This is a genomic window from Ilumatobacteraceae bacterium (genome assembly GCA_033344875.1).
In the GTDB taxonomy this organism is placed as follows: domain Bacteria; phylum Actinomycetota; class Acidimicrobiia; order Acidimicrobiales; family Ilumatobacteraceae; genus Ilumatobacter.
This window is the reverse complement of sequence record JAWPMO010000001.1, coordinates 2697208-2711734: the sequence shown is the minus strand read 5'-3', so window position 1 is coordinate 2711734 and position 14527 is coordinate 2697208. Positions and strand designations below refer to the sequence as shown.

The 14527-nt window shown below is 69.5% G+C and carries 15 protein-coding genes and 1 tRNA gene; 5 read left to right on the top strand and 11 right to left on the bottom strand.

Features of this window, described 5'->3' with window-relative positions:
- Positions 1-13 precede the first annotated feature (13 nt).
- Positions 14-1195 carry a M20/M25/M40 family metallo-hydrolase gene (locus tag R8G01_12820; protein MDW3214877.1) on the bottom strand — a complete coding sequence of 394 codons (1182 nt, stop codon included), beginning with the start codon at positions 1193-1195 and terminating at the stop codon, positions 14-16.
- Positions 1196-1408: 213 nt separating this feature from the next.
- Here R8G01_12820 and R8G01_12815 point away from each other — a divergent pair, with 213 nt between their 5' ends.
- Positions 1409-2167 carry a hypothetical protein gene (locus R8G01_12815; GenBank protein MDW3214876.1) on the top strand — a complete coding sequence of 253 codons (759 nt, stop codon included), beginning with the start codon at positions 1409-1411 and terminating at the stop codon, positions 2165-2167.
- Positions 2168-2529: 362 nt separating this feature from the next.
- On the opposite strand, the gene R8G01_12810 is transcribed toward R8G01_12815, so the two are convergent.
- Positions 2530-2733, bottom strand: a complete 204-nt coding sequence (locus tag R8G01_12810) for a hypothetical protein (GenBank protein MDW3214875.1) — start codon at positions 2731-2733, stop codon at positions 2530-2532.
- A 29-nt stretch (positions 2734-2762) separates the two neighbouring features.
- Positions 2763-3656 (bottom strand): LLM class flavin-dependent oxidoreductase, encoded by an 894-nt coding sequence (locus tag R8G01_12805; protein MDW3214874.1) that lies wholly within the window; start codon positions 3654-3656, stop codon positions 2763-2765.
- Between the two features lie 153 nt (positions 3657-3809).
- On the opposite strand from R8G01_12805, the gene R8G01_12800 reads away from it, so the two are divergent.
- Entirely contained in the window at positions 3810-4865 is a 1056-nt protein-coding gene (locus R8G01_12800; protein MDW3214873.1) for a fatty acid desaturase, read from the top strand.
- Positions 4866-4878: 13 nt separating this feature from the next.
- Here R8G01_12800 and R8G01_12795 read toward each other — a convergent pair whose 3' ends face one another.
- The 3 genes from R8G01_12795 to R8G01_12785 form a co-directional block, all read right to left on the bottom strand.
- Positions 4879-5043, bottom strand: coding sequence for a hypothetical protein (locus R8G01_12795; GenBank protein ID MDW3214872.1), 165 nt, complete (start codon positions 5041-5043; stop codon positions 4879-4881).
- A gap of 277 nt (positions 5044-5320) precedes the next feature.
- Positions 5321-6553, bottom strand: a complete 1233-nt coding sequence (locus R8G01_12790; GenBank protein ID MDW3214871.1) for an HNH endonuclease — start codon at positions 6551-6553, stop codon at positions 5321-5323.
- A gap of 144 nt (positions 6554-6697) precedes the next feature.
- Positions 6698-7579, bottom strand: coding sequence for a hypothetical protein (locus R8G01_12785; GenBank protein MDW3214870.1), 882 nt, complete (start codon positions 7577-7579; stop codon positions 6698-6700).
- Between the two features lie 352 nt (positions 7580-7931).
- On the opposite strand from R8G01_12785, the gene R8G01_12780 reads away from it, so the two are divergent.
- A tRNA-Lys gene (locus R8G01_12780) sits at positions 7932-8003 on the top strand.
- A gap of 56 nt (positions 8004-8059) precedes the next feature.
- On the opposite strand, the gene R8G01_12775 is transcribed toward R8G01_12780, so the two are convergent.
- The 3 genes from R8G01_12775 to R8G01_12765 are packed head-to-tail and all read right to left on the bottom strand — an operon-like array spanning position 8060 to position 10700.
- A complete protein-coding gene (locus tag R8G01_12775; protein ID MDW3214869.1) occupies positions 8060-8692 on the bottom strand; it encodes a TIGR03085 family metal-binding protein in 633 nt (210 codons plus the stop codon).
- Between the two features lie 32 nt (positions 8693-8724).
- The gene (locus tag R8G01_12770; protein ID MDW3214868.1) at positions 8725-9894 is read right to left on the bottom strand and encodes an NAD(P)/FAD-dependent oxidoreductase; all 1170 of its coding nucleotides are present in this window, start codon (positions 9892-9894) and stop codon (positions 8725-8727) included.
- 2 nt (positions 9895-9896) lie between these two features.
- Positions 9897-10700 carry an SDR family NAD(P)-dependent oxidoreductase gene (locus tag R8G01_12765; GenBank protein MDW3214867.1) on the bottom strand — a complete coding sequence of 268 codons (804 nt, stop codon included), beginning with the start codon at positions 10698-10700 and terminating at the stop codon, positions 9897-9899.
- 92 nt (positions 10701-10792) lie between these two features.
- Here R8G01_12765 and R8G01_12760 point away from each other — a divergent pair, with 92 nt between their 5' ends.
- A complete protein-coding gene (locus R8G01_12760) occupies positions 10793-11590 on the top strand; it encodes an enoyl-CoA hydratase-related protein (GenBank protein MDW3214866.1) in 798 nt (265 codons plus the stop codon).
- On the opposite strand, the gene R8G01_12755 is transcribed toward R8G01_12760, so the two are convergent.
- Together R8G01_12755 and soxR are read right to left on the bottom strand one after the other, a co-directional pair.
- Positions 11553-12263, bottom strand: coding sequence for a hypothetical protein (locus tag R8G01_12755; GenBank protein ID MDW3214865.1), 711 nt, complete (start codon positions 12261-12263; stop codon positions 11553-11555). The two genes, R8G01_12760 and R8G01_12755, sit on opposite strands and share 38 nt — an antisense overlap.
- A gap of 114 nt (positions 12264-12377) precedes the next feature.
- Positions 12378-12857 carry a redox-sensitive transcriptional activator SoxR gene (soxR, locus tag R8G01_12750; GenBank protein MDW3214864.1) on the bottom strand — a complete coding sequence of 160 codons (480 nt, stop codon included), beginning with the start codon at positions 12855-12857 and terminating at the stop codon, positions 12378-12380.
- A gap of 25 nt (positions 12858-12882) precedes the next feature.
- Between soxR and R8G01_12745 the strand changes: the two genes are divergently transcribed.
- The gene (locus tag R8G01_12745; protein ID MDW3214863.1) at positions 12883-14526 is read left to right on the top strand and encodes a Rieske 2Fe-2S domain-containing protein; all 1644 of its coding nucleotides are present in this window, start codon (positions 12883-12885) and stop codon (positions 14524-14526) included.
- Position 14527: the final 1 nt, after the last annotated feature.

Below are 14527 nucleotides of genomic sequence, written 5' to 3'. Positions count from 1 at the left end.
CGAAGCCCGGACGTCAGGCCGGATCGAGCCACCGCGTCAGGACCCGAGCGCAGGCCACGAGATCGTCGATCGCCACCGACTCGGTCGCCTGGTGGGCTTCGTCGATCGGCCCGGGGCCGAAGACCGCCGTCTCGCGTGCGAAGCCCGAGTACCGCAGTGCGTTGGTGCCGAACGGAGCGACCGCCGGCGCGGTGCCGGCCCACGTCGCGAGGTCGGCGACCAGGCGTGCATCGGGCTGCTGGTAGAACGCGTCGAGGCCCAGACGACCGTCGGGCCCGGGCTCGAGCGCCGATTCGACACGCACCTCGAGCGGACAGGCGTCGGCCGCCAGCGCAGCCAGGTCGTCGTACACCCGGTGGGCGTCCTCGCCTGGGGCGATCCTGCGTCCCACCACGATCGTGCACTCGTCGGGGATCACGTTCGATCCGGTGCCGCCGGAAATCATGGTGACCGACAGGGTGCCGTTGCCGACCTCGGTCTCGGAAGTGAGCGTCTGCAGGCGTTCGTGCTCGCGCTGCATCGCCACGATCACCGGGGCCATCGCCTCGATCGCGTTGCTCCCGAGGTGGGGGAGTGAGCTGTGGGCCGATGCCCCGATCGCGGTGATCCGCAACGACACCCCGCCCTTGTGCCCGTGGATCGGAGCGAGCTGCGTCGGTTCGGCGACGATCAGCTGGTCGACCTCGAGCTCGCGATCGTCGGCCCACGCCCGCAACTGCACCGCGCCGAGCATCCCGCCGGTCTCCTCGGCGACCGATCCGACGACGAGGAGCGTCGGGTCGGGTCGGAGCCCACGGTGCTGCCACGACTCGAGGAGCGTGAGGATGATGCCGAGTGACGCCTTGGTGTCGAGGGCGCCACGGCCCCAGACACGGCCGGCTTCGATCCGTCCGTCAAACGGTGGATCGGTCATGTGTTCGACGGTGACCGTGTCGGTGTGTACGTCGAGCACGACGAGACGGTCGGTCCGGCCGGGGAACCACCCGTAGACGTTCGGACGTCCGTCGATGACGTCGTCGAGGACCACCTCGCTCGCCCCGACCTCGTCGAATCGTGTGGCCAGGTGTTCGGCGATCGCGCGCTCGCCGCCGGAACCGTGCTCATCGGACACCGGGCCCGAGTGGAGCGGGTTGACGCTCGGGATCCGGACCAGTTCGGCGACCGATTCGGCGAGTCGAGCAGCGGTGACGTCCATGTCGCAGTCTCGCGCGATCGGTGCGGGGTCCGTCGAAGCCAGGTCGCACGCTCCGCTCGACGAGTCGGACGTCACACCGGAATCCTCCGAGCCGAAGCATGCCGGCCCCCGAACGCTGACAAGCTGGACGAAATGGGGCCGCCGTCAGACCGCCCGATTTCCGACCCGCTCCTGCAGCCCGAGCATGGTGAGCGCGATGCCCGTGGTCGTCCGGTGCGGGCGCCACTGGGCAACTCGATCCGGACCTTCGCCGTGCTGGTGCTGCTGGTCGCGATCGGCGTCGCGTTCTGGTGGATCCGACGTCCCGACGACCTGCTGACGAGCATCGGCGGACGTGAATGGACGATCACCCACGTCGACGGCGAACCTGCCACGAACGACATCGGGACGGTGTCGACGTTCGTGCTCGACGGGAACGGTGAGATTCGTGGCCCGGTTCGGTGCAACGTGGCCAGCGGTCGTTGGAGCTACGACGAGCGCGCGGCCGAACTCACGCTCGACTGGCAGACCCAGACGCAGATCGACTGTGACGAGGGATGGACGCGCACCTACCTGCCCGACGGCGGCGAGGTCGATGTCGACGGCACCGTGATGGAGATCACCACCGACACGGGTCGGGTCCGCGCCGTCGCGCTGGGAGAGCGTGACGCGGCGAGCGTCGACGACTTCGCCGGGACGTGGCGCAGCGGTGACCGACAGATCGACATCGGCCCACGCGGCCTGTTCCAGATCGAGGGGTGCGACGGTTCGTGGTCACCGGTCGAGGAGCCGAACCCGGACCGGTCGACCGACGTGCCGTCGATCGAGGTCGAGTTCGAGGGGCTGCAGCGGGACGATTGCGATCTGGCGCCGATGTGGCGAGACGAAACGCCGATCGTGCCGGTGGTCGACGACGGGGTGCTGTATCTGCGTCGTGACCGGACGATCTTCCCCCTCGACCGTGCGATCGTCCGCCTCGATCCGGTCTCCTGAGCGTCGGTCGGCGCCGCCCTGCTCGGACGGTCTTGGAGGTCGGCTGAAGACCTCGTGGAGGGCGACGGGCCCTCGGATCTCCAGGTGCTCTTCATGACCGCGGCGACGCCGATCGTCAGGGTGGAGTCATGAGCAACCTGACGGCTTCCGACACGGCTTCCGACACGGATTTCAACACGGCTTCACTTGCGTCCACGCGCGACGCTGCGTTCTTCGAGTCGATCCTCGACTTGGATGTCGTCATCGACGCCCGACAGCGCCGGGCGGTCGAGTGGGCGCGTTTCGCCGATCGGTTGCGGTCGCTCGGTGCAACGGGTGACGATCGGTTCGCCGACCTGACCCGGGCGGCTCGTGGTGCCGCGTCAGCTCTCGGGGATCATCTCGCGGAGCGCCGCGGTCGCTTCTTGTCGGGCGGTGTGGGATGGTGCCGCGGCTGCGTAGCAGCGGACCTCGTCGGCCCCGAGTTCGGCGAGTCGTCCGAGCATCTCGATCGGTGCCCGGCTGACGATCGCTTCGCCGTTGCGAGCTTGGGTACGCGCCGCCGGGTAGACGCTGCCACAGGCCACGTCCTGACCGGGCGGCTCGTGGTGCCGCGTCAGCTCTCGGGGATCATCTCGCGGAGCGCCGCGATCGCTTCTTGTCGGGCGGTGTGGGATGGTGCCGCGGCTGCGTAGCAGCGGATCTCGTCGGCCCCGAGTTCGGCGAGTCGTCCGAGCATCTCGATCGAGCGACCACGGGCGTCGTGGAGGTCGAGCGGGTCGACGCCGAGGTCGAAGGTGCGACCGATCGTCGACGGGTCCCGATCCGCTTCAGCGCACTGCTGGTCGAGCAGCCCGAGCAGGTCCGCGGCGGCCGTGCTCGTCGGGTCGGTCGGGCACCACCCGTTCCAGGCATCGCCGAATCGGGCGGCGATCGCCATCGTGCGCGGTCCGCCGGCGGCGACCACCACGGGAGGACGACGATCGGCGTCCGGGCCGAGCGGGAGCTCGGCTCGGGAGGCGTTCCAGTGAACTCCTTCGAGGTCGACGCTGCCGTTGCGCAACATCCCCGAGACGATCTCGACCGCCTCCTCGAAGCGGGCGACCCGGTGGTCGGCGCCGACGCCGACCTGGTCGTAGTCGAAGCTGTTCCCGACCCCGATGCCGAGCGAGTAGCGCCCGTCGGACATGTCGGCGAGCGTGGCCGCGATGTGGGCCAGCATCGCCGGCGTGCGGTAGGGCGCGTTGATCACCGAATGGCCGACCCCGATCCGGGTGGTCGACGCGGCGAGACCCGCGATCACGGTGACGCTCTCGCGCACCCCGACCGCCACGTCGGCATGGACGTAGTCGCCTTCGCCCCCGGCACGGTATGCCAGGTGATCGGGCAGGACGACCAGATCGAATCCGAGTTGCTCGGCTGCGAGTGCCTGCTCGCGAACTCGAGGCCAGGAGACCTCGTCGGCGGTCGCCCTCGTCGCGTGCAGATCGATCGCAACCCCGTAGCGCATGCGCCGATGGTAGGCGAAGCGGCCGATCGCCGATCGGGCGTACCGCGCCGGCGCTCGGGGTCGTGGACCTGCCCGGCAAGGTCCACAAACCGACGGTGCATCCGGGACTTCCGTCCCTGATGCCCGAACGCCCGCTTCTCTAGCCTGGACCCGATGAGCGAACACGTGACGAGCCGACCCCGGACAGCGTCGCTGAACGAGGTCCGAGCGGTGATTCCGCGAGCGTGCTACGAGCGGCCGACCGCGCCCGCCGGGCGAACATTGGTGCAGGCGGCGGTGTTGTACCTCGCTCCCGTGGTCGGTCTTGCCCTGACCGACCGATGGTGGGCGGTCATCGTCCTGTGGGTGTTCGCCGGTCTCGGGGTGGCCGGTCTGTTCGTGCTCGGCCACGATGCCTCACACGGCGCGCTGGTCGAATCGCGCCGGGCGAACCGGGTCGTCGCCCGGCTGTGCATGGCGCCGAGCATTCACGCCGAAGCAGCCTGGGACCTGGGTCACAACCGCATTCACCACGGCTACACGACGCGTCAGGGATTCGACTTCGTGTGGCACCCGTCGACCGTCGAGGAGTACCGAGCGCTCGGCCGGCTCGGTCGCCTGCGCCACCGGTTCGAGTGGTCGTTCCTCGGGTCGGGTGCGTACTACCTGCGGACCGTCTGGTGGGACAAGATGTGGCGCATCAGCCCGGCGGGCAAACGCCACGACGCGATCGTGAGCGACAAGCGCACGCTGGGCACGGCGATGGGCGTACTTCTCGTCGCGGCGGCGGTGGTCGGCGCCGTGACCGGCGGGCTGATCGGTGCGATCTGGTTGCCGGTCAAGCTGGTGATCGTCCCGTTCCTGGTGTTCGTGCAGGTGATCGGTTGGACGGTGTACGTGCACCACGTCGCGCCCGACATCAGGTGGTGGCCACGTCGCGAATGGTCGCAGTTCAAGGGCCAGATGGAGTCGACGACGATCCTGCGAATCCCGGCTCTGGTGAATCGTCTGTGGTTCCACAACATCTTCGTGCACGTGCCGCACCACGTCGATGCGCGGATTCCGTTCCATCAACTCCCGAAGGCGGCGGTGGCGATCGCCGCCGCGTATCCCGACACGATCCGGTCGGCGCGCATGTCGCAGCGTGACTACCTGGGAGCGACGCGGGACTGCAAGCTGTACGACTTCGACGCCGGCACCTGGGTGCCGTACGCCGCCGCGGCGCGGTAGCCGTCGAGCCGAGTCAGCGGCTGAGGAGCCGACCGAGCAGCCCCGACTTCGGGGCGGCGGACGCCGAACAGTTGCACCGGTCGGCGGGGTCGACGTCGCCGAGCACGCTCTCGACGTGCGCTCCGCAGCCGCGCCATGACGGCTTCTGGCAGGTGGTGCAGGTGGTTCGCTGGCACACGTTGGTCTCCTCGGGTTCGGCCCGGACCAGCTCCTGGCGGCGCGGTCGCCGTCTCGGCTCGTCGTCTCGGCCCGTTGGTCGATGTCGGAAAACAAATGTACGGACAATAGGTACGAACCGCAACCTGTCCCGCCGCCACGATGCGTCCGGTCGTGGCACACTGCCGAACCGGCGTCCGCCGCGATGCCGGGCGCGCATCGACGTCGCTCGCCCGCCACGTTGTGCAGTTTTGTTCGTGCCCGACGTCGGGCGTGTCACGAGTGGACCCGGCGACGGGTCAGGCCACGACCCGGCGTCGATCGGCGATCGGTCCGGTCCAGTAGATCTCGCCGTCGGGTCGCGTCCAGGTGGCGATGCGGCCGTCGGCCAGGGTGAATCCCCACCCACCCTCGTGGACGAGGTGGTGGTGGGTTTCGCAGACCGGCGCCATGGTCGACAGATCGGTGGTGCCGCCCCGGGACCACGGGTGCAGATGATGGATCCGGCAGTCGTCGATCGACACGGTGCAGTCGGGATGGGAGCAGGTGGCGTGCATGGCCTCGAGCGCCACCCGCTGCTCGGCGGTTGCGAGCCTTTTCGCACGACCCTGATCGAGCACCATGCCGTCGCCGTCGAGGACGACGGGGATGGTGTCGGCGTCGCAGGCCAGATGTCGCACCGTCTCGACGGGGAGATCGATGCCGGAGTCGGTCTCGCAGATGCCGTTCTGGTGGAGACCGTGGCGCAGGGTCTCGAGATCGGCGTGGGCCACGAGCGTCGGGCGACAGCGATGGTCGCCATCACCCGCGGTGGCGACCGCTTCGACCAGCGCGTCGACGGTCAGTCGGTCCCACGAGGGCTTGGGCCCCTCCGTGACCTGAGAGCGCCGCCGAAGTCGCCCGCGCTCTCGCTGGATGGCGGTCCAGATGATCCGATCGGACACCGGGTCGGCCTCGATCAACGTCTTGTGCATGCCGGTGGTCCGATCGATCCAGCGGGTGATCTTCGACTGCGCGCGCTGGCGCTCGAGCTCGTCGACATCGGAACCGGCGTTGTGTCGGGCTCGAATGCTCTTGGCGAGCTCACGGCAGTCTTTCGCGAACCTGTCGACGCCGTGCTCGGTGGCATCGTCGAGAAGCGAATCGGCTTCGCCGACGAACTCTGATCGCTCGGCGTCATCGAGACCTCTGGTCGCTGACGCGATCGCGTCGACGTGGCCCGCCGACACCTCGCCGCCGGCGAGCGCCTCTTCGAAGCCGGGCATCGATGTGCAGACCGCCTCGCGATCGGCAGCGGCGGCCGCCTCCTTGCTCGAGGTTCTACCGTGGGCGGACAGGGACGAGCGTGGATCGGCGGCCCGCCCCTCGGCGGCGAGGGCTCGCTGGCGCCGGGTCGCTCGCACGAGTCGAGCGTCGCACCATGCCTTCAGGTCGGCGACGTGACGGGTGTACGTGTCGAGTTCGTCGGCGTCGGACACATCGGGATCGGTGTCGCTCACCAATCGGAACAGTTCGTCGGGTGGATGTCGCACGTGGCCTCCATCGGGGTGAGTGGAGGGGAAGTCGGTGAAGCCACTATATCGAACATGTGTTCGATGCGCAACCCGCTGAGACGAATCGAACTCCTCCTCGCCTGGCTCGCCGGGTGGCGGGTGGCGGGTGGCACTGCCCCGACCTCAGCTGTGGTCGAGTGCGATTCGCCAGGGCCCCATGTCGAGGCCGGGGTACCGCTCGCACATGGCGTCGATGGTCGCCGCATTCCAGTACGGGTGGCCGGGCCGGGGGATCCCGAACAACGCCAACTCGTCGGGCGACTTCCCCCGCACGAACTCGGCGAACAGCGGGTTGCCGCCCAGTCGACCGAACGCGTCGTAGCTGAACCATTCCGCCGCCGCCGGCCGGAAACCGATCACGAGTACCGCCCGTGATGCGTCGGGGCGAGTGAAGTCGGAGCCGCGATGCCACACGTCGGAGCGATAGGCGAGCAGCGTGCCGCGGGTGCCGGTGGCGGCGATCTCGTGGTCGTACATCTCGTCCGTCGAACCGTTCGACCGACTGCGAGGCACGAGGCGAGGTGGCGCGCAGCCCTCGTCGACATCGGTGAGGAACAGGAACGTCTCCATGTGCCAGAAGCCCGGCTCCATACGCGGTGGCAGCAGCGAGTGGTTGCCGTCCTGGTGCAGCGGCTGGTCGTAGTTGATCTCCCCGGCCCACTTCGCCCACGTCGCAGCCTGGTAGATGCGCAGATCGTCGTCGCCGAGCGCACGGCGGGCGAACCAGGCCACGTGCGGGTGGACGAACAGGTCGTTCAGTCGCGGACACCCTGGCATCGGGAAGCCGCGCATGCCGTCGAACTGCGTCGACCGGAACCGCCTGCCCGCCGATTCGCCGTCGCCGAGCCCGCTCGCCCGGTTGTAGTCGTCGAAGGTGTCGCCTCCGTACAGGGCGTCGAGCTCGGGTATCGCAGCGTCGATGTCGTCGTGGGGAACCAGCCCCTCCACGATGGCGAAGCCTTCTTCCTGCCACTGACGCGCCGCCGTCTCGAGTTCGTCGCTCACGTTCGCATCATCCCATGCAGCTTGCGCTCGGCCCGCTGTGGCTGGGGTGTGCCGGTGTGAGCGCTGCCGTGCTGTCGGCATGACCGCCGGAGGTCCAGCCCCCGAGCGAGGGGATGGGCAACCGTTGTGAGCAACAGCTGACGTGAGCGACACCAGGGCGACCGATCCCCGAGCGTGCGCCACGCGTCGCTGCATGATGCTCTCAGACGAACGAGCCGCGGCCGGAGCGCGCACCCGGCACCCTCGAGCCTCATCGGGCTTCGCGAACGCCGTCGGAACCTCTACGCTGGTGCGTCGCACGGCCGGCCTCGTGTCGACGACCGGGGTTTCTCCCGCGAGTCGCGCCGGTCCCGCGCCTCTAGCTCAATGGTAGAGCAGTGGGCTTTTAACCCATTGGTTCAGGGTTCGAGTCCCTGGGGGCGCACCCAACCGATGCACGACGCCGCGACCGGGCCGACGTGCCCGCACCGCACCCGGCGGTCAGATGCCGAACTTCGCGGCGCGGAGCTGCGCCGTGGCATCGTCCGTCCCGTCGATCTCGACGAGGGCATGGTCCTGGCGGCCGTAGACGAACAGCACGAGTTCACCGATCGGGCCGCGCACCGTCACCATCGGCTCGCCCTCGCGGGCGACGAACGGCTCGCGGCCGTCGGGCGCAAGCGTCACGCCGGTCGGTGCCGACTTCGTCAACATCTTCGCCGCCCGTGTCAAGGCCGCGGCCAGGTCGTTCTCCAACTCGGCGTCGAGGTCGCGGGGCGTCCAGCCGTCGGCGGCGCGGCGGACGTCTTCGGTGTGCACGAAGAACTCGATCGTGTTGACCGCACGGTCGACCTTGTCGATCCGGGTCGGCGACCACCGCGGCGGCCCGCTGCGAACCCGCTCGACCAGATCGCCCCAATCGTCGTCGGCGGTCTTCGCCTGCACCTTGTCGGTGTAGCCGGAGAGTGCACTGACGAGGATGCCGACCGCTGCGTCGGGTCGACGTTCGCGGACCAGCACGTGGGCGGCGAGGTCTCGGGTGGTCCACCCCTCGCAGAGCGTCGGTGCGTCGGGACCGGCGGCGGCGAGGTCGTCGGCGAACTGTCGTCGTTCCAGCGATGCGGGCGTCGTCATGAGGTGAGGGTATCGACGGGTCGAGCCGCTGTTCACCGACACCTTCGGGCGAGTTCGGTGGCCACCCGTCGCGCATCACGCTCGATCGCCCACAGCGTGCCGGTCAGCGGCACGCGGAACCCGACGAACCCGAGACCCGGTCGCGGCAGGAGCGCGGTCGGTCGCCCGTCGGCGAGCACATCGAGGTGCCCGACGAGCGGCTCGAGCCCCGGTCGGTAGCCGGTGGCCGAGATCACGCAATCGGCATCGACGTGCGAACCGTCGGCGAGCAGTGCGCCCGAACGGTCGAGGTCGGCGACCGCGGCGACCACCCGCACCCGTCCGGTTCGGATCGACTCGACGATGCCGTCGGCGGTCATCGGTTCCTTGCAGCCCGCGAGCAACTCCATCATCGGAGTGGCCGGTTCCGGCAGGTAGTCGCGCGGGCCGTAGATGCGCCGCTCGAGCCACGGCGCGACATGATTCGCGACCCCGTCGGGCAACGCGTCGGCGGCGGGAGCGAACGGCGTGGTGGGGACGCCGACCGCCTCGCGAGGGAACACCCGTGGTGCCGAGCGCACCGCCCATGTCACGTCGACCCCGGCGCCGGCCAGGTCGACGCAGATCTCGCCGCCGGAACTGCCGGCGCCGACGACCAGCACCCTCGACCCGACGAAGTCGTCCGGCCGGAGGTAGTCGACCGCGTGCATCATTCGGCCGGCAAACCGGTCGTGCCCTTCCCACGTGGGGACCGTCGTCTGTTGCGAGTGACCGGTGGCGACCACGACGCCGGCGAACCTCCGTCGACCGGCGGCGCCGAGCACCGACCACCGACCGCCGTCCGGGTCGACGCGATCGACCGCGCCGGTCTCGCCCAGCACGCACTCGAGGCGGTGATGTTCGGCGTACCGCTCGAAGTAGTCGACCAGGTCGTCGCGGCCCACCCAGCGACCGAGCGATCGCTCCATCCGGAGGCCCGGCAGGTCCGACATCCAGCGGACGGTGTTGAGGCGCAGTGAGTCGTACCGAGCCGCCCACGACGACCCGACGAGGTCGGACCGGTCGAACACGACGGCGCGCACACCGTGTCGGCGGAGCAGCGCAGCGGTCGCCAGCCCGGCCGGCCCCGCACCGATGACGGCGAACTCGGGTGCGCCCGCCCGCGGGATCGGAGCCGCCCAGGGACGGACCCGATCGGTCACGCGGGTCAGCGGTTCGAACACGGTCAGACGTGCCGGATCGACATGCCGCCGTCGACCGGGATGATCGCGCCGTTGACGAAGCTCGACGCCGGCAGGCAGAGGTTGAGGGTCATGTGCGCGACCTCCTCGGGGGTCCCGTACCGGCGCAGCGGCACCCGACGATGCGCGTAGGTCGCCTTCGCGTCGTCGGGGATCTCGTCGGTCATCCCGGTGAGGATCGGACCCGGGCAGATGCAGTTCGCCGTGATCCCGTGCCGACCGAGTTCGACCGCCATGCTCTTCGTCAGACCGACCACCCCGGCCTTGGTCGCGGCGTACGCCGCGAGGCCGGCTGCGGTGACGACCGCTTCGGTCGACGCGATGTTGACGATGCGGCCGGCGTCGGACGCCATCAGGTGGGGGAGGGCGAGTCGCACGAGTCGAGCGTGCGCCGTGAGGTTGACGTCGATCGTGGCGGCCCAGTTCGACTCGAACAGGTCGTCGTCGGGGTCGAGGAACGAGTTGGGAAGCGCGACCCCGGCGTTGTTGACCACCACGTCGATCCCACCGAATGCAGCCACGGTCTCGTCGACGAGGACCGACAGCCGGGCGCGGTCGCTCACGTCGCACACGACACCGATCGCGGCGTGCTCGCCATGCATCTCGCGGATCTCGTCGACGACGGCGGCGACTCGATCGTCACCGAGGTCGGCGACGCACACCCGAGCACCCTCGTCGGCGAAGACGTGCGCCGTCGAGCGGCCCATCCCGCTCGCCGCACCGGTGACGATCGCCGAGCGGCCGTCGAGCGATCGAGACAGCGCCGAGAGGCGATTCGTGTCGGGCATGTCGATCTCCGTGGTGCGGTCGTCGTGGTGCGGTCGTCGCGGTCGGGGCGACCCGGTCGGGGCGACCTCGCCATGGAACGTAGTCTGGACCCATGGGGTACACGTACGTCACGGTCGACGTCGACGGGCCGGTCACGACCGTCACGCTCGACAACCCGGCCAAGCGCAACTCGCTGGCGCTCGACGTGATGCTCGAGCTCACCGACGTGTTCCGCACGATCGGCAACTCCGACGCGCTGGGCGTCGTGCTGGCTGCGAACGGACCGGTGTTCTCGGCCGGACACAACTTCGGCGACATGCTCGACGCGACGCTGCCCGACGCTCAGCACCTGCTGCGCGTCTGTACCGAGATGATGAACACGGTGCAGGAGATCCCGCAGGTGGTCATCGCGAAGGTGGCGACCCTCGCCACCGCTGCCGGGTGCCAACTCGTCGCGACCTGCGACATGGCGATCGCGGCGGAGTCGGCCGGCTTCGCGCTCCCGGGCGGCAAGGGCGGGCTGTTCTGCAACACGCCGCTCGTGGCCGTCGCCCGCCAGATCGGTCGCAAACGGGCACTCGAGATGGCGATCACCGGCGATCCCGTGTCGGCCGCGACCGCCGCCGACTGGGGATTGATCAACCGGGCGGTGCCCGACGACGAACTCGACGACGCGGTCGACGATCTGATGCGCCGGTCGATCCGCGGCAGCGCGTTCTCCAAGGCGGTCGGCAAGCGAGCGTTCTACGCGCAGGTCGATCTCGACCAACCCAAGGCCTACGCGCACGCGATCGAAGTCATGGCAGCCGGTGTCGTCACCCCCGACGGTCAGGAGGGCATCTCGTCGTTCCTCGAGAAGCGCCGACCGAACTTCACGCAGCGAGCGCAACCTCGCGCAACCGAGACGTGATCCGGTCGCGTCGGTTCCGGATCGTGCGCGGCGTGATCTGCAGCACCGCGGCGAGTTCGATGGTCGTGGGCGCGGCGAGCAGCTGACGGAGCAGCTCGAGGTCCTCAGGGGCCACCCCTGCGTCAGCGGCGTCGGCCAGCAACTCGGCGAGTTGCTCGCACGAACTCGGCTCGTGAACATGGGGTACCTGGGCGGCCTGCGGGTCGACCGATCGCTCGGTCGACGACCGGCGTCGTGACGCCGCCCGGAATGCGTTGTAGTCGGCGTCGGAGATGAGCGCCGAGGCGACCGAGCGCGGCCGTCGCGTCGGGTTGTACGTCCGGATCGCGATCCACGCCGCGCCGATCAGTTCCTCGAACACGTGGTCGGCCTGACCTCGCCGGCGCCGAACCACCGCGAGCAGCCCGGGCAGGATCCGCTGGATGACGACCCGTGCCGCGAGCTCGTCGTCGCGGGCCAACGTGACGAGCTGCCGGAGTCGCAGTTCGGCATCGGGCGTGGGATCGGACTCGTAGCCGACCGCATCCAGGATCTCGTCGAGCGATCCCACCGGATGATCGAGGATCTGCCAGGTCGAGGCCCGACGGAGATGGTCGGGACGGGTCCGGAGTCGAGTCCATTCGAGGGCGAGTCGGCCCCCGGTGTCAGGGCGGCGTGCGCCGAATGTGTTCATGGCCGACACGGTGCCCGAACCCCCTCACCGGAGGTCTCACAGCAACGACGTCGCTCCGATCCGCCTGCCCCGTCGACCTTCACAGCGGGATCTGACCTGGATCACAGCACCAGGTCAGGGTGTGTGTTCGGCGTCGGCTCGGTCCGGTCTCTCGTCGCTGAGGAGGTAGCGCGGGCCGGTGCCCATCTCGGCGGCGGCGTCGTCGGGGTTCCACAGGCCGCACGAGTTGAGCGACAGGCAGCCGCACCCGATGCAGCCGTCGAGCTGATCCCGCATGCGGGTCAGCACGGCGATCTGTTCGTCGAGCCGTGGACGCCATGACGTCGCGAGCCGGTCCCAGTCCTTGGCCGTCGGCGTGCGGTGGTTCGGCAGCGAGGCGAGCGCCTCGCCGATCTCGGCCAACGACAGTCCGACCCGCTGGGCCGTACGGATGAAGCTGACGCGTCGGAGCACATCGGCGTGGTAGCGCCGGTGGCCCGACTCGTTGCGCTCCGACCGGATCAGGCCGTGCTCTTCGTAGAACCGGAGCGCCGACGTCGCCACCCCGGCGCGCCGGGCGACCTCGCCGACGGAGAAACGCTTGACTTCAACCATGATTGAAGTTCTACCGTCTGTCGGCATGAGTGATGCAACCACCGTGACCGGAACCGTCGTCGGGCACCTCGACGACCTGGCGGTCGCAGCGATGAAGATGGTCAAGGTCGACGGGCACCGGCTGTGCCTGGTGCGCACCGGCGAGGGCGTCTTCGCGCTCGACCAGGCCTGTCCGCACGAGGGGTACGGCCTCACGACGGGCGAACTCGACGGCGATCTGATCACGTGCGCCTGGCACAACTGGAAGTTCCGGGTGAGCGACGGTGCGTGCGTGCTCGGCGAGGAGGACGTCCGGACCCATCCGGTACACGTCGCCGAGGACGGCACGCTGTCGATCGAGTTCACCGAGCCCGACCCGGCTGAACTCCGACCGAAGATCATGACCAGTCTCCGCAGCGGGATCGAGAAGAACTACATCGGCCAGGTGTCGCGCGACGTCGTCCGCCTCCTCCGGGCCGACTCCAACCCCGGTGAGTTGATCTGGGAGGCCGTCGCCTACGGCGCGCCGCGCGCCGAGTTCGGGTGGGGGCACTCGATCGCCTCGCTCACCGACTGCCTCACCATGGTCGATCACTACGACGGCGACGACCGGGTGCTGCCGATCGTGCAGGCGATCGCCGGCGTCGCCGAGACCGAGCGCGGTCGGCCGGTCCAACCGCTGCCCGACCCGGTGTCGGTCGATCCCGCCGATGCGAGAGCCGAGTTCCGCCGGCTGGTCGAAGCCGAGCAACTCGCACCGGCGCAGGCGCTGGTCCGCGGTGCGATCGCATCCGGCGCCGAGTCCGACGAGCTGCGCGGGTGGTTCACCGACGTGGTCAGCGATCACTTCCTCTCGTACGGTCACGGCGCGATCTACTCGCAGAAGGCGTTCCAGCTCCTCGAACGGATCGGCTGGGATCGGGCCGACACCGTGTTGCCGTATCTCGTGCCGACGATCGTGTACGGCACCCGTGAGGACAAGCTGCCGTACATGAAGTTGTTCCACCGGGGTGCGGCCCAGCTCGACCTCGATGTGCTGGCGGCCCGAGCGAGCGACCCCGACCCGGCGTGGGCCGACGACGGCCGGCTCCTCACCGCGTTGCTCGGCGACGACCGCACCGAAGCCGCTCTCGCGACCGGTGCGGCACTCGCCTCGGGGGCGTCACTCGACGCCGTGCTCGACGTCGTCACCCTCGCGGTCAGTGAGCGCATGTTGCGCTACGACACCGCGGGCGAGTTCGACTTCCACGACGACTTCGGGTGGTTGGACATCACCCACGGCATGACCTATGCCAATGCCGCCCGCTGGCACGTCGGCGACGGAGCGACGAGGGCCGACGACGTCCGCCTGGTGCTGTGGACGGCGTTCCTCGCGAACTGGACGGGTCGCCACGAGTGGCACGCCGGCGTCGGCCGTCGAGTCGAGATCGAGCCGAGGTCGACCGATCTCACCGCCTACGGGCGGGCGCTGCAGCACGAGTCGCTGCTCGACGGTACGACGGCGTTCATCGTCCACGCGCATGCCGTGAAGACCAGCGTCGTGGCGACCGAGGAGGCGGTGCGGCTCGGGTCGTCGACGCCGCTCGACGCGGCCGCACGGTTCATCGAGGCGCCGAAGCTCGAGCGTTTCGTCGCGGCGACCGTCACCCGCTCGGTCGATTTCCTGAGCGGCCGCGTCCAGCGCGACTGAC

Coding starts and splice junctions, on each gene's coding strand:
- R8G01_12820 (MDW3214877.1), bottom strand. CDS start 1,195: ATGGACGTCACCGCTGCTCGACTCGCCGAATCGGTCGCCGAACTGGTC.
- R8G01_12805 (MDW3214874.1), bottom strand. CDS start 3,656: ATGCGCTACGGGGTTGCGATCGATCTGCACGCGACGAGGGCGACCGCC.
- R8G01_12800 (MDW3214873.1), top strand. CDS start 3,810: ATGAGCGAACACGTGACGAGCCGACCCCGGACAGCGTCGCTGAACGAG.
- R8G01_12775 (MDW3214869.1), bottom strand. CDS start 8,692: ATGACGACGCCCGCATCGCTGGAACGACGACAGTTCGCCGACGACCTC.
- R8G01_12765 (MDW3214867.1), bottom strand. CDS start 10,700: ATGCCCGACACGAATCGCCTCTCGGCGCTGTCTCGATCGCTCGACGGC.
- R8G01_12760 (MDW3214866.1), top strand. CDS start 10,793: ATGGGGTACACGTACGTCACGGTCGACGTCGACGGGCCGGTCACGACC.
- R8G01_12755 (MDW3214865.1), bottom strand. CDS start 12,263: ATGAACACATTCGGCGCACGCCGCCCTGACACCGGGGGCCGACTCGCC.
- soxR (MDW3214864.1), bottom strand. CDS start 12,857: ATGGTTGAAGTCAAGCGTTTCTCCGTCGGCGAGGTCGCCCGGCGCGCC.
- R8G01_12745 (MDW3214863.1), top strand. CDS start 12,883: ATGAGTGATGCAACCACCGTGACCGGAACCGTCGTCGGGCACCTCGAC.